At 64.7% G+C, this 13,398-nt stretch carries 15 protein-coding genes; 7 read left to right on the top strand and 8 right to left on the bottom strand.

Annotated elements, in window-relative coordinates; translation table 11 throughout:
• The first annotated feature begins 65 nt into the window (after window positions 1-65).
• Window positions 66-1,019, top strand: a complete 954-nt coding sequence (locus AC27GT_RS02440; RefSeq protein ID WP_041437959.1) for a hypothetical protein — start codon at window positions 66-68, stop codon at window positions 1,017-1,019.
• Here the strand turns inward: AC27GT_RS02440 and AC27GT_RS02435 are convergent.
• From AC27GT_RS02435 to AC27GT_RS02410, 6 genes are all read right to left on the bottom strand, one after another.
• Window positions 1,006-1,326 carry a NifB/NifX family molybdenum-iron cluster-binding protein gene (locus AC27GT_RS02435; RefSeq protein WP_015715960.1) on the bottom strand — a complete coding sequence of 107 codons (321 nt, stop codon included), beginning with the start codon at window positions 1,324-1,326 and terminating at the stop codon, window positions 1,006-1,008. The genes AC27GT_RS02440 and AC27GT_RS02435 overlap by 14 nt on opposite strands.
• A 25-nt stretch (window positions 1,327-1,351) precedes the next feature.
• Entirely contained in the window at window positions 1,352-1,831 is a 480-nt protein-coding gene (gene moaC / locus AC27GT_RS02430; protein ID WP_015715959.1) for a cyclic pyranopterin monophosphate synthase MoaC, read from the bottom strand.
• 26 nt (window positions 1,832-1,857) lie between these two features.
• Window positions 1,858-3,357: a TRAP transporter large permease gene (locus AC27GT_RS02425; protein WP_015715958.1), complete on the bottom strand. Its 1,500-nt coding sequence runs from the start codon at window positions 3,355-3,357 to the stop codon at window positions 1,858-1,860.
• Window positions 3,354-3,893 (bottom strand): TRAP transporter small permease subunit, encoded by a 540-nt coding sequence (locus AC27GT_RS02420; protein WP_015715957.1) that lies wholly within the window; start codon window positions 3,891-3,893, stop codon window positions 3,354-3,356. The genes AC27GT_RS02425 and AC27GT_RS02420 overlap by 4 nt, the downstream gene beginning before the upstream one ends.
• A gap of 110 nt (window positions 3,894-4,003) precedes the next feature.
• Complete coding sequence (locus AC27GT_RS02415) at window positions 4,004-5,212, bottom strand: MFS transporter (RefSeq protein ID WP_015715956.1); 1,209 nt, start codon at window positions 5,210-5,212, stop codon at window positions 4,004-4,006.
• 10 nt (window positions 5,213-5,222) lie between these two features.
• Window positions 5,223-6,056, bottom strand: coding sequence for a universal stress protein (locus tag AC27GT_RS02410; protein ID WP_015715955.1), 834 nt, complete (start codon window positions 6,054-6,056; stop codon window positions 5,223-5,225).
• A gap of 32 nt (window positions 6,057-6,088) precedes the next feature.
• Between AC27GT_RS02410 and folP the strand changes: the two genes are divergently transcribed.
• From folP to AC27GT_RS02395, 3 genes are all read left to right on the top strand, one after another.
• Window positions 6,089-6,907 (top strand): dihydropteroate synthase, encoded by an 819-nt coding sequence (gene folP, locus AC27GT_RS02405; protein WP_015715954.1) that lies wholly within the window; start codon window positions 6,089-6,091, stop codon window positions 6,905-6,907.
• 2 nt (window positions 6,908-6,909) lie between these two features.
• A complete protein-coding gene (folB, locus tag AC27GT_RS02400) occupies window positions 6,910-7,266 on the top strand; it encodes a dihydroneopterin aldolase (protein ID WP_015715953.1) in 357 nt (118 codons plus the stop codon).
• 180 nt (window positions 7,267-7,446) lie between these two features.
• Window positions 7,447-7,992 (top strand): LabA-like NYN domain-containing protein, encoded by a 546-nt coding sequence (locus tag AC27GT_RS02395; protein ID WP_015715952.1) that lies wholly within the window; start codon window positions 7,447-7,449, stop codon window positions 7,990-7,992.
• 8 nt (window positions 7,993-8,000) lie between these two features.
• Here AC27GT_RS02395 and ndk read toward each other — a convergent pair whose 3' ends face one another.
• Both ndk and AC27GT_RS02385 read right to left on the bottom strand, forming a co-directional pair.
• The gene (ndk, locus tag AC27GT_RS02390) at window positions 8,001-8,414 is read right to left on the bottom strand and encodes a nucleoside-diphosphate kinase (protein ID WP_015715951.1); all 414 of its coding nucleotides are present in this window, start codon (window positions 8,412-8,414) and stop codon (window positions 8,001-8,003) included.
• A 21-nt stretch (window positions 8,415-8,435) separates the two neighbouring features.
• Window positions 8,436-9,368, bottom strand: a complete 933-nt coding sequence (locus AC27GT_RS02385) for a PP2C family protein-serine/threonine phosphatase (RefSeq protein ID WP_487223478.1) — start codon at window positions 9,366-9,368, stop codon at window positions 8,436-8,438.
• A gap of 74 nt (window positions 9,369-9,442) precedes the next feature.
• Between AC27GT_RS02385 and AC27GT_RS02380 the strand changes: the two genes are divergently transcribed.
• The 3 genes from AC27GT_RS02380 (at window position 9,443) to AC27GT_RS02370 (ending at window position 13,277) form a co-directional block, all read left to right on the top strand.
• Window positions 9,443-10,216 (top strand): hypothetical protein, encoded by a 774-nt coding sequence (locus tag AC27GT_RS02380; RefSeq protein WP_148228626.1) that lies wholly within the window; start codon window positions 9,443-9,445, stop codon window positions 10,214-10,216.
• A 119-nt stretch (window positions 10,217-10,335) separates the two neighbouring features.
• Complete coding sequence (gene rtcB / locus AC27GT_RS02375) at window positions 10,336-11,766, top strand: RNA ligase RtcB (protein WP_487223477.1); 1,431 nt, start codon at window positions 10,336-10,338, stop codon at window positions 11,764-11,766.
• Between the two features lie 41 nt (window positions 11,767-11,807).
• On the top strand, window positions 11,808-13,277 hold the full coding sequence (locus tag AC27GT_RS02370) for a phosphodiester glycosidase family protein (RefSeq protein WP_054392167.1): 1,470 nt from the start codon (window positions 11,808-11,810) through the stop codon (window positions 13,275-13,277).
• Window positions 13,278-13,398 lie beyond the last annotated feature (121 nt).

Raw genomic sequence — 13,398 nt, 5'->3', positions numbered from 1 at the left:
CCCCCGGGGCCTAAAGGCCCCGGGCACCTTTTCCTTAACCCTTGGCGGGGGATAATGGTCTTGCCGTGGAGCCTGGGTTCCACCTTCTCTACGCAAGGCGCCTGGCCTGGCGCCACCGGCTCCTCTTGGCCCTTCCCTTGGTGCTTCTGGGCTTTCTCCACCCCTTCTTCGCCCTGGCCTCCCTCCTACCCTTTTTGCTTCCCGCCCGCCTTTGGGAAGGGCGGGCGCTACGGGAGATCGCCCGGGCCAGCCTGGCCTATCCCACCGCCTTGGCCTACGGGGAAGAACGGCTTTGGCAGGAGGCCCGCAAGGTGGAAATCCCTCCTCCCCCCTTCCCCCTGGGCCTTCTCGCCCTCTACCTAGTCCTCCTGGCCTTGGCCCTGGGCTCGTGGACGGGGCTTCCTCCCAGGGAAGCAAGCCCCTTCTGGTCCCTTCCCAACGCCGGGCGCCCCGCAATCCCCCAAACCCCCTTGGAAAGGGAAAAGCCAGCCGAAGCACCCGGGGCTTCACCTGGGAAAACCACACCGCCCCCGGATTCCCCAGAGGCCCTCAGGAGCCCGCAAGGGAAGGAACCAGGCCAGGGCCAGCCCGCCCCAACCCCCCAGGAGGGAAGGGAACCGGAGCCCAGCCCCCAGGGATCTTCCCCCGGGGGTTCCCCCCAGGCCCCGGGGCAGGGAACCCAGGCACCGAGCAGGGGGGAAGGAAAGCCAGAAGCCACCCAGGAGGTCCCAGGTCAGGAACCGGGCCAGCCTAAGGAAACAGGCACCCCCACCCCAGGTGCCTCAGGACCCTCCCCAACCCTGGAGGCTCCCGCCTCCTTGCCCCTCCCACAGCCCACCGGTCCCGGTCAGGAGCTCCTCGGGCCCGGCCGGGAAGGAAAGGGCCGGGACCTACCCTCCCCCTGGCGGGAGGGAAGCCCTCCAGAGGAGGTGCGCCGGGGAGTGGAGGTCTACCTGGAGCGTACTCCCCTCTCCCCTGAGGCCAAGGAGCTTCTAAGGCGCTACTTTAGCGGGCCCTGACCTTTTCTAAAGCCTCGGCCACGCTCACCGGCCCCACCTCCAGCCGCTCCGCCATGGGGAAGGCCCCCATGGAACCCCCGTGGCCGAAGCGGGCCCCCACCCGCAGGTCCACATCCTTGAGAAGCTCCCGCATGAGCTCGTGCTTCCTTCCGCCCTCCATGGCGGCGTAGGGGTTTTCCCGCACCTCGAGGAGGCTCACCTTTCCTCCCCCTTCCACCTCGTAGATGGCGAAGCGGGGGGCGTGCCCGAAAGGACCCGGGTAAACCTTCTGGTCATCGTTTTTAGATAGGGCGATGGCGATGCGCATAGCCCTAGGATACACCCCAGAGGTATCAAGGGTCAGGGGTGCGCCGCCACTCCCCGCTCTTGCCCCCCGCCTTGTGCAAAAGCTGCACCCTCGAGATCACCAGGCCCTTGGAGACTGCCTTCAACATGTCGTACACGGTGAGGGCCGCCACAGCGCAGGCGGTTAGGGCCTCCATCTCCACCCCTGTTTCCGCCTTGGTGCGCACCGTGGCCTCGATGCGCACCCGCTTGGCCTCCCTTTCCAGCTCCACCCTTACCTCCACCCCGGTGAGGGGCAGAGGGTGGCAAAGGGGAATGAGCTCAGAAGTCTTCTTGGCCCCCATGATGCCCGCAAGCTGGGCCACCGCGAGGGGATCCCCCTTCCCCACACCCCCCTTTTCCAGGGCAGCCAGGGCCTCTTCCGTGAGCTCCACATAGGCCTCGGCGGTGGCGGTGCGGAAGGTGGCGGACTTCTCCGTCACGTCCACCATGTGGGGCCTGCCGTCCTTAAAGTGGGTGAGGTCCATGCCTCCAGTCTAGGGCCTGGGCAGGGCTACCCGCCAAAACCCATCCCGCTCACAAAGCGCAGGATGGGGTCCCGCAGGAAGTAGACGAAGAGCAAGACCAATAGCTGCAACCCGATGAAGGGAATCCCACCCAGGTAGATATCCGTGGTCTTCACCTCCTTGGGGGCCACGTTCCGCAGGTAGAAGAGGGCAAAGCCAAAGGGCGGGGTGAGGAAGGAGGTCTGCAGGTTCACCCCCACCAGGAGGCCGAACCAGAGCTTGTCTATGTTCAAGGCCTCGGCCCCGATGGCCAGAAGGGGCAGGGCGATGAAGGCGATCTCAAAGAAGTCGATGAAGAAGCCCAGCAGGAAGACCAACACCATCACGAAGAGGATGAAGCCCACCTCACCGCCCGGCAGGCCCGTGAGGAAGCCCTCCACCCAGAGATCCCCGTTGACACCCCGGAAGACCAGGCTGAAAAGGGTGGAGCCGATAAGGATGAAGATGACGAAGGCCGTGAGCTTGGCCGTACCCTCCATGGCCCCGTAGAGGACCTGGAAGGAAAGCCTGCGGTTCAAAGCCGCCAGGATCAAGGCCCCCACCACCCCCATGGCCCCGGCCTCCGTGGGGGTGGCCAGGCCGATGAGCACCGTGCCCAGCACCAAAAAGATGAGCACCAAGGGGGGCACCATGGAAAGAAGGGCCCTTCGGAGGAGGGGATTCCTGCGGATCCAGGGAAGGAGGACCAGGGTCCAAACCCCCAAGGCCAGGAGCACCTCCAGCCACTCCGCCCAGGCGGGCAGGAAGCGCCCCACCGCATAAGCCCCTACCCCCACCAGCAGATAGGAGAGAAGGGCAAAAGCCGCCTGGGCTTCCTTACCGGCTTCGGGACGGGCTTCCGGAGGAAGGGCGGGAACCCACTTTGGGCGGAAAAGGGCCACGTAGATCACGTAAAGGAAGTAAAAGCCCACGGTAAGGGCGGAGGGAATCAAAGCGGCCTTGTACATATCCCCCACGGAAACCCCTAGCTGGTCCGACAAAACAATGAGGACCACGCTTGGGGGGATGATCTGGGCCAGGGTGGCCGAGCCCAGGATCACCCCGCTGGCAAAGCGGGGGTTATAGCCGTACTTCAGCATGATGGGCAGGGAGATAAGGCCCATGGCCATCACGCTGGCTGCCACCACCCCGGTGGTGGCGGCCAAGATGGCCCCCACGAAGACCACGCTTAAGGCCAGGCCGCCCCTTAAAGGCCCAAATAGCTTCCCCATGGTGTCCAGGAGGTCTTCGGCCAGGCCGCTTTTCTCCAGGATGATGCCCATGAAGGTGAAGAAGGGAATGGCCAGGAGAAGCTGGTTGGACATGATGCCGAAAATGCGATCGGGCATGGCCTTAAGGAGGGGTGCAGGGAAGATGTCCAGGGCAATGCCCAAAAAGCCGAAAACGATCCCCACCGCCCCCAAGGAGAAGGCCACGGGGTAGCCGGAAAGCAAAAAGACCACCAGGGCCAAAAACATCAGGGGAGGCATGAGGCTTTCCAGGTTCATTCCACCACCTCCCGTTCCTCCTCCACCAGCTGCAAATGCCCCGTGAGGTAGGCGATGCGCTTGATCAGCTCGGAGATCCCCTGGAGGGTCAAAAGGGCAAAGCCCAAGGGCAAGGCCAGCTTGATGGGCCAGCGGGGAAGCCCTCCCACATCGGGGGACATCTCCTTCCCCAGGAAGGAGTTCATGGCCCAGGGCCAGGAGAGATAGATGACCCCCACCGCCATGGGCAGAAGGAAGAGCACCGTCCCCACCACGTCGATCCAGGCCTGGGTGCGCTTAGAAAAGCGCCCGGAAACAAGGTCGATGCGCACGTGGGCGTTGTGCTTCAAAGCGTAGGCCCCACCCAGGAGGAAGATCAGGCTGAACAGGTACCACTGGGCCTCGAGGTAGGCGTTGGAGCTATAGCTGAAGCCGTAGCGCATGACGGCATTGCCCGCGGAAAGCAGGGCCACCAAAAGCACCAGCCACACGGTGATTCTGCCTATGGCCTCGGTCAAGGCATCTATGGCTTGCGAAAGACCCAGGAGAAAGCGCATTCCCAACCCCCCTTGAAAACCCGCCCCATCCTACCCAGGGAAAGCGGGGATGTCAATGCGGGCTTGCGTCCAGAAGGGATTTTTCCCTGGTCCCTTTCCACCCGAAGCCCTTACCGGGCCCGGCGGATCGGGGCTACCAGGAAGGCCCCCAGGAGAAAGAAGGTCCCAGCCAGTAGGAAGAGAACCAGATAACCCAGACCCTCTCCCCGGGCGTTCAGAAGGTCCAAAGGCCGCCCGAAAGCCCCCGCCAGCACCTGGGGCACCACAATGGCGGTCTGCCATAAGCCCATGTCGGTGGCGTGGGCCTTGGGATCCCTCAGCACATCCGCCACCAAAGCCCAGTCCACCGCCAGGTAGATCCCGTAGAAAAGGCCAAAGAAAAGGGCCAGGAACAGCATGGCGTCATACCGGGGGAAAAGCAGGATGAAGGGCATGAGCAACCCAAGGCCCGCCCCCGAAAGGTAGATGAGGGGCTTTCGGCCCAGCCGGTCCGAGGCCTTCCCTGCGGGAACGCTGGCCAAGGCCGCCCCCAAGGAGATGAGGAGGCCCAAAAGGGCCACCGCCTGGAAGGGCTCTTTGGCAAGGGTCCGCCCGAGGGCCTGGAAAACCCGCACCACATCGGCCAGGTAGTACTGCAGGTAGGTCTGGGCCAGGTAAAAGCCCAGCATCACCAAAAAGCGGGTCAGGTAGACCAAAAGAAAGTCCCGGTCCCGCCAGGGCCCCGCCATGGCAGCGAGAAAGGGACGGGGATGGGCCCCTGAAGGTCGGTCGGGGGCAACCCGGAGGCTAAGCCCGGCCCCCAGAAGGTTCAAAAAGGCCGCCAGATAGGCCTGGAAGGCCAAAGGGAGAAGAAACCCCACCGCACCCCCCAGGATCTGGCCGGAAACCTGCAACACCCCCATGTACCCCGAGGCAGTGCCCCTTTCCTTTCGGGGCACCAGGTCGGGGATGAGGGCGGAGTAGGGCCCGGTGGCCAGGTCGTCCGCCACCTGCAGGAGGAGGTAGGCCACCAGGAGCCAGAGGTAGCTTGGGGCATGCGCCAAAAGGAGAAGGGCTATGGCGGTGAGGAGGCTACCCGCAAGGAGGAAGGGCTTTCTCCTGCCCAGGCGGTCGGAGAAGTAGCCCATGATGGGGGGTCCAAGAATGGCCATCACCGCCCCCAGGCCGAAGAGGAAGCCGAGGCGGCTGGCCTTCTCCTCGGGAGGGGAAAGCTCCGCCACCTTGGCGGGCAGGATCACCAGAAGGACCAGGAACCACTTGAAGCTGGTGGCGAACCAGTAGGCGGAAAGGGAAAGGTACCAGCCGGGCCCGTGGCGCATGGGCCTTACCTTACCAGACCGTGGCCTCGGGAACCACCAGGAGGGGCAGGGAGCTCCGGTGGGAAAGCACCTCCACCATGCGCCCAAGCCGGTGGCGCCAGGTGCTCTTGGCCTTGGAACCCAGGACCAGGAGGTCCGCCTCCCGGGCCTTGGCCAAGCGCAAAAGGTCCAGCTCCTCTTCCCCCTTGGACACCTCTACCACCCCGGTGGCCTTGAGGAGGCTTTCCAGGTGGGCTTTGGCCCGGGCTAGAACATCCGCTAGCCCCAAGGTTTCAGGATCCAAGTAGGTGGGGAAGCAACATCCTCCTTGCCCGCTCACCAGGTGCAGGCCGAAGACCTCAGCCCCCAAGGCCCTTCCCCAAGCCTCCGCCACCCGGAAGGCGCTCAGGCTTGCCGGGCTATCGTCCAACCCCACGGCGATGCGGCGCACCCCCCTCAGGGCCCTGGGGAGCAGCAGAATCGGAACCTCCCCTCGGTGCAGGAGGTAGCGGGCGAGCCCACCCCGGGCCAGGACCTCGAGGGCATCCGTGCCTCGCTGTCCCAAAAGGACCAGGCGGCTTCGCAAGGCCTCCCCAGCCACCACCTGGGCAGGGAAACCCCGGAGCACCCGGGCCCTGAGCCCGGTATCCGCCAGGGTTTTTTGCACCTCCTTCTCCACCCGCCTAAGGGTTTCCTCCAGCCCCGGCCTAAGATGGGGAAAGCGGCGGCCAAGGGCCTCAAAGTAGGGGGTGGGCACCACGTGGAGAAGCTCCGCCGGGATGCCAAGCCCCTCCTGAAGGAAGCGGGCGCTTTCCACCACCGACTCCAAGCCCTCCCCCAGGTCCACCGCAGCCAACAGGCGCATGCTTCACCCCCTGGCCCCAATATAATCCTTGCGTGCTCTGGCTTCGCGACCGCACCCTGGACCTCTCCCGCCCCCGGATCATGGGGATCCTCAACCTCACCCCCGATTCCTTTTCCGATGGCGGCCTCTACCTGGACCCGGAAAGGGCCCTGGAAAGGGCCAAGACCCTGGTGGCCGAGGGCGCGGATCTTCTGGACCTGGGGGCCGAATCCACCCGCCCCGGGGCCGAGCCCGTGTCCGTGGAGGAGGAAAAGAAGCGGCTTCTTCCCGCCCTCGAGGCCATCCTGGAACTGGGGGTGCCGGTGAGCGTGGACACCCGCAAGCCCGAGGTGGCGGCGGAGGCCCTGAAGCTGGGAGCGCACCTCATCAACGACGTGACGGGTCTTAGGGATGAGCGCATGGTGGCCCTCTGCGCCCGATATGGGGTGGCGGCGGTGGTCATGCACATGCCCGTGCCCGACCCCCAGGCCATGATGGCCCACGCCCGCTACGGGAACGTGGTGGCCGAGGTGAAGGCCTTCCTCAAGGCCCAGGCGGAAAGCGCCCTGAGGGCCGGGGTGCCCCAGGTGGTCCTGGACCCGGGGTTTGGCTTCGGGAAACTTCTGGAACACAACCTGGCCCTCCTTAAACGCCTGGAAGAGATCGTGGCCCTGGGCCACCCCGTTTTGGTGGGGCTTTCCCGGAAGCGCTCCATCGGGGAGCTCACGGGGGTGGAGGAACCGGCAAAAAGGGTCCTTGGCTCCGTGGCCGCCCACCTTTTCGCCGCCATGAAGGGGGCCAGGATCCTTCGCGTCCACGACGTGGCCGCCCACCGGGAGGCCCTTGCGGTGTGGAACGCCCTTTGGGAATAGATATGGGGGAGATCGCCCTTTTGGGTTTGGAGTTCTACGGTCGCCACGGGGTGAGGCCCGAGGAAGGCCGGCTTGGAGCCCGGTTTGTGGTGGACCTCTGGCTTAAGGTGCCCTTTGAGGGCAAGGGGGACAGGCTGGAGGAAACCGTGGACTACGCCGCCGTCTACGCCCTGGTGGAGGAGGTGGTGCGCCACCGCCGCTTCTACCTGATCGAGGCCCTGGCCGACCACCTGGCGGAAGCCCTCCTGCAGGCTTTCCCTCGCCTCGAGGGGGTGCGGGTGCGGGTGCACAAGCCCCACGCCCCCATCCCCGGGGTTTTTCGCGACGTATACGCGGAAACGGAAAAAACGCGCTCCTAGAAACCGTTTCGGCCACTCATCTTGCGCTCATGGGAAAACCGTGGTAGGATAGCCCCGCCCAAAAGGGCTACGTGAAGAAGACCTATCCCTTCCCCCACTGCTCCCTAGGGAGCGGTGGGTTATAAACATTCTCACCCCCTTGGGCTAAACTGAAGGAGCCCGGCAAGGGGCGGGTCTATTATGGAAAGGGTAGCGATATTCATTGACGGCTCCAACCTGTACAAGGGGTTGGTGCAGCACCTGGGGCCGGATTATCGGCTTAACTTCGTGGAGTTTATCAGCCTTCTCACCGCCGGGCGCAGGCTTTTGCGCGCCTACTACTACAACGCCCCCCTTCCTCCGGAAGATCCCGCCGCCAAGGCCCACCAGAGCTTCCTCAACTACCTGAAGCGGGTGCCCTATGTGGCCGTGCGCCTGGGAAGGCTGGAAAGGCGGGCGGATGGCTTCGTGGAAAAGGGGGTGGATATCCAGATCGCCATAGACATCCTGCGCCTGGCCTATGCCGACGCCTATGACGTGGCGGTGCTGGTCTCCGGGGATGGGGACTTCGCCGAGGTGGTCAAGGTGGTCCAGGACATGGGCAAGCAGGTGGAGAACACCACCTTCCACGCCCTTTCCTCCCACCGCCTGGCCCAGCAGGCGGACCGCTTTTATCCCCTGGACGACTTCCCCTGGGAGCGCCTCCGGGCGCAGAGCCTGCCCCAGGCCCCCGAAAGCGGCGAGTAAACCCCGGCCTAGAGGAGTTCCTCGGGTCGGAAGAAAAGGGCGATCTCCCGGCTTGCATCCTCGAGGCTCGCCGAACCGTGGATCACGTTCTCGTCGATGGTGGTGGCGAAATCCCCCCGGATGGTGCCGGGAAGGGCGTCCTTGGGGTGGGTGGCCCCCATCATCTTCCGCACCTCGGCCACCACGTTCGGCCCCTCCAGCACCATGGCCACCACCGGGCCCGAGGTGATGAAGCTCACCAGGCCGGGGAAGAAGGGTTTCTCCCGGTGCTCGGCGTAATGCCTTTCCGCAAGCTCCTGGGTGATCTGTAAAAGCTTAAGCCCCACGATACGAAAACCCTTCCGCTCAAAGCGGGCAAGGATCTCCCCCACCAGACCCCTTCGCACGCCGTCGGGTTTCACCATGACAAAGGTGCGCTCCATACCCCTAGGAGTTTAGCAGGTCTAGGGCCTTTTGAAGTAGCCCAGCAGGATGTAGGCCACCACCACCACCCAAAGGAGCACCAAAAGGGCATCCCGCCAGTTCAGGCGAACCCGGGGACGCTTGGGCTCCAGCACCTGGGTGGGCAGTTCCTCAGGCTCCTCCCCAAGCTTCAGGCGCACCGGGGCTCCTTTTGCCGCCTCGAGGGGCAGGGCATAGGGGCGACCCCCCTGGGGAAGCTCCTCGGGCACCCGCACCACGATGGCGCTCACGTTATCGGGGCCTCCCCACTCGTTGGCCAGGGCCACCAGGCGCCTGGCCGCCTCCTCGGGGGGAAAGCTCTTCAGGACTTCGCCCAGGGTGCGGTCCTCCAACACCCCGGAAAGGCCATCGCTACAAAGCAAAAACACATCCCCGGGCTCCACCTTAAGCCCCATGAGGTCCACCCGGGCCTGGGGGAAGGAGCCCAGGGCGTTGGTGATCACGTTGCGCCAGCGGTGGGTCTTGGCCTCCTCGGGACTTAAGAGGCCCTGGCGCACCCTTTCCGCCACCCAGGAGTGATCCTCGGTGAGGAGGGTAAGCTCCCCTTTCCTGAGAAGGTAGGCCCTCGAGTCCCCCACATGGGCGATCAAGGCATAGGGAAGATCCAAAAGGAGGCAGGTGGCGGTGGTGCCCATACCCCGGTTCTCGGGGCGTTGCGCCTCATGGTAAATGCGCTCGTTGGCCTTTTCAAAGGCTTGAAGGAGGGCCCTCGGGCTTGGGTCTACATTGCGCAGGTTCTCCAGGATCATCTCCACGGCCAGCCTGGCCGCCACTTCCCCTGTGCGGTGCCCGCCCATCCCATCCGCCACCACGAAGACCCCTCCCCACGGGGTGAGGGCATGCCCCACGGCGTCCTCGTTTTTGGGCCGCTTGAGGCCGGGGTGGGTTTCCAGGGCGAAGGCCAGGCTGGACACGGGGGGATTTTACCGCCTTTCGCCCGTGGACAACAGGAGGTAGCCGCGCTATGCTGAAGAAAAAGGAGGTAGGTATGACACGGGGCTGGCTCCTCTTTGTGGGTGCGCTCCTGGGTCTATTGGGAGCTTGCGCCCCTAGGCTGGTCCTCGAACCCCAAGTACCCCTGCCCCAGGTAGAGGTGGGGAAGGGTCAGATAACTCCCCAATGGGTTCTCCCTGGAAACCCCTTGCCCCATGTGGATGACTTCGAGTCCTATCCGCTGGGCGCTGTCCTAACCACGATAGCCTCCAAGCGGTATGGTCTGCTTGGGAAAGAAGCCCGCTTCACCATCACGGAAGCCCTGAACCCTCAGAACGCGATAACCCGTGCCGTCCGCCTGGCCCGTTTTGATGGAGCCTTTCTCACAACAGGGGCGGGGGATTGGACCAACTACCGGGTCCGCATGGACGTCAAGTCCCTGGGAAATCCCTATTGGGGCTCTGCTGGCCTTCTTCTCCGGGTGTTTCTGGATCCTGCGGGAACCCGCGCCTTGGAGTTCTATTTCGGCCTGGAGGGCATAGAGCTCACCAAGGTCCTCGGGGAACAGCGGCAGGTGGTGGCAAAAAGGCCGGAACTGAAGGAAACAGGGCGAGGATTCATCATGGACAAGATGTGGCATCGCCTTGAGGTCACCGCCCGGAACACGGGGGAGGTTCGGTTCAGCATGGACGGAGGGGAACTCCTCTTCTGGCAAGACCCCGACTTCCGCCAAGGGGGGTTGGGACTTGGCGTTCACGATCCCGATCTGGTCTTTTACCTGGATAACCTGGAGGTTACCCCTCTCTCCGAACCCTCCAAGGCCCCTTAAGCCTGCATAGCCTTGACGCATACCGCATACCGCGGTAGCTTAAGGATAAGCCCGGGCCCGAAAGCCCGGCCTTTTGCTTTGGGTTGCTTGGCCCGGAGGGCCAACACATGGAGGGCGCCATGCGCTTTGAGAAAATCGCCCCCTACACCTACCGCATCCCCCGCCAGGGGAAGATGCGGGTGGATGCGATTTTCTTCGCCTCGGAGGAGATTTTGAAGGACCTCGAGGGGGAAAACTACGCTTCCCTGCAGCAGCTCATGAACGTGGCCACCCTGCCGGGGATCGTGGAACCCGCCCTGGCCATGCCCGACATCCACTGGGGCTACGGCTTCCCCATCGGGGGGGTGGCGGCCTTCGACCCCGAGGAAGGGGGGGTGGTGAGCCCGGGAGGCGTGGGATTTGACGTCAACTGTGGGGTACGCCTTTTGGCCTCCCATCTCACCCTGGAGAATCTCCTCCCCCGCCAACGGGAGCTGGCCGATACCCTCTACCGCCTCATCCCCTCGGGGGTGGGAAGCGAGCGCAAGGACGTGCGCTTCAGCAAGAAGGAGCTTAAGGAGATCCTCAGGGAGGGGGCTGGCTGGCTCATCCGCAGGGGCTTCGGCTACCCGGAGGACCTCCACTTCATCGAGTCGGAGGGCCGCCTCCCCTGGGCCAACCCCGACAAGGTTTCGGAGAGGGCCTTCGAACGGGGAGCTCCCCAGATCGGCACCCTGGGAAGTGGGAACCATTTCCTCGAGGTCCAGTACGTGGACCAGATCTACGACGAGGAAGCCGCCGAAGCCTTCGGCCTCTTTCCCAACCAGATCACCGTCCTCATCCACACGGGAAGCCGGGGCCTCGGCCACCAGGTCTGCCAGGACTATGTGGAAAGATTCCTCAAGGTGGCCCCCCGCTACGGCATAGAGCTGGTGGACAAGCAGCTGGCGGCAGCCCCCATCCAGAGCCCGGAGGGCCAGGACTACCTTCAGGCCATGGCCGCCGCCGCCAACTTCGCCTTCGCCAACCGGCAGCTGATCGCCCACTTCGTGCGGGAGGCCTTCGAGGCGGTGGGCTTCCCACCCAGGGAGCATGGTCTAAGGGTCCTCTACGACCTGGCCCACAACAACGCCAAGTTTGAGGAGCACGGGGGAAAGAGGGTCCTGGTACACCGCAAAGGGGCCACCCGGGCCTTCGGCCCCGGAAACCCCGAGATCCCCCTGGAGTACCGGCATGTGGGCCAGCCCGTGCTGGTGCCCGGGGACATGGGCCGCTACTCTTATGTGCTTTCGGGAACGGAAAAGGCCATGGCGGTATCCTTCGGCTCCAGCTGCCATGGAGCCGGACGCAAGATGAGCCGCCACCAGGCCAAGCGGGTGGCCCGGGAGCGGAACCTGATCAAGGAGCTGGCGGAAAGGGGCATCCTGGTGCGGGCGGCCACCAAGGCCACCGTGGACGAGGAGATGCCCGAGGCCTACAAGGATGTTTCCGTGGTGGTGGAGGCGGTCCAGGGAGCTGGAATCGGAAAGAAGGTGGCCCGCCTAAGGCCCCTCATCGTGGTCAAGGGATAAACTCTAAGCGCTTTCTCACCGCCATCTGCTCCCATGGAGGGATGAGGCTCCTAGCCCTCCTCCTTTTCCTCTCCTGCTCCCTGGCCCAGACCCTGCTTCCCGCCAGCACCTTTGGCCTTTCCTTTCGGGAGGAGGCTTCGGCCTGGATTTACGAGGGGGAGGGGGTGCGCTTCGTCTACGTGCCGGGGGTGGGCTGGGCGGAGCCCTTGGACCCCGCTCTTCCCCCACCCGATGGCGAAAGAATTCCCCTCGAGGCCCTGAAAGCCCTGGGCTACTTCCGCACCCCAGAGGCCGGGGTACGCCACGGCACCCAGGGACGGGCTCTCCGCTTGGTGCTGGACCTCCCCGGGCCCGAACCTGCAGCCAAGCCTTCCTCGGAGGGCCAGGCTCCAGGAAGCCTTTCCCTCCTTCTCCCCTACCTGGCCCCGGGGATGACCCAGGTTCCCTGGCCCAAGGGCATGGGGGCCAGGGTGCGCCTTTTGCCAGGGGGCACAGAGCTCACCCTGAGCTTTCCGGGAAAGCTCGTTCGCTACCGCCTCTTTTCCCTGAAGGACCCCGCGCGCCTGGTCCTGGATCTCTATGCCCTCGAGGCCGAGGTGGAGGAACCCGTGGCCGCGGGAGTCCGCTACCGGGAGATCTGGGCCTTTACCCCAGAACCCCTAAGGCTTTACCTGGTGGAGGCGGAGAAAGGCAAGCTGGTTCCTGTGGGCAAGCCCGGGGTCCGGGCCCTACCCAAGGACCTCGCCCCAAACGCCCTGGCGGTGCTGAACGGAGGGTACTTTGACCCCAAAACCGCCACCCCCATCGGCCTTTGGGTCCAGGACGGGGTTACGGTTTCCTACCCCAGCGGCCGAACAGCCCTATTATGGGATGGTTTCAGCTTCTTCCTGGGGGTTCCCCGGTTTGAGGCAATGGTCCAGGGTCCTTCCGGAGAGCGGGTGCGGGTGGGCATCAACACCTCCCGGGCCCGCTACACCGCCCACACGGTCCCGGGACCCGTGGGCAAGGAGGGGGAGGAGGTGGCCTTGGTGATGGGAAACCGGGTACAGGCCATCCTCCCCGCTCCCCAGGAACTCCCTCCTGGAGCCTGGGCCCTGACCTTTCCCAAAGGAGCCCCTCCCTTTCCCCTAAAGCCCGGGGACCCCCTAAGCCTCTACGGGCGCCTGGACCCCCCTTTCCGCTACGCCCTGGAAGCAGGCCCCCTCTTGGTCCAGGAAGGCCAGTACGCCTTTGACCCCAGCCGGGAGAACTTCCGCGACCCAAGGCCCCTCCAGGCCATAGCCCCCCAGGCGGCCGTGGCCTGGACCCGGGAGGGGAAGCTTTGGCTTTTGGTTTCCGAGCCCACCACCCCCGGGGTCCTGGCCCGGGCCCTCCTCACCTTGGGGGCGTGGAACGCCCTAAGGATGGACGGGGGTGGATCCGCCCAGCTCTGGGTCAAGGGGAGGCTACGGAACCCTTACCAGGGCTCTCCCAGACCTGTGGTTAGCGCCTTGGCCCTCTACGCCCCCTGAGGGCGCCTCTTCCCACGGGAAATGGGAGGTTAACCCCACATCCTGACTTCTTTGGGGAGAGTACGCCTGCAAAAAGGCTTTTCCAGGATTCCCACCCTGGCAAGGCCAGGGTGGGATGATG

This window comes from Thermus sp. KWY1, from assembly GCF_057547025.1.
The sequence above is the reverse complement of the archived record's forward strand: the minus strand, read 5'-3'. Positions and strand labels throughout refer to the sequence as shown.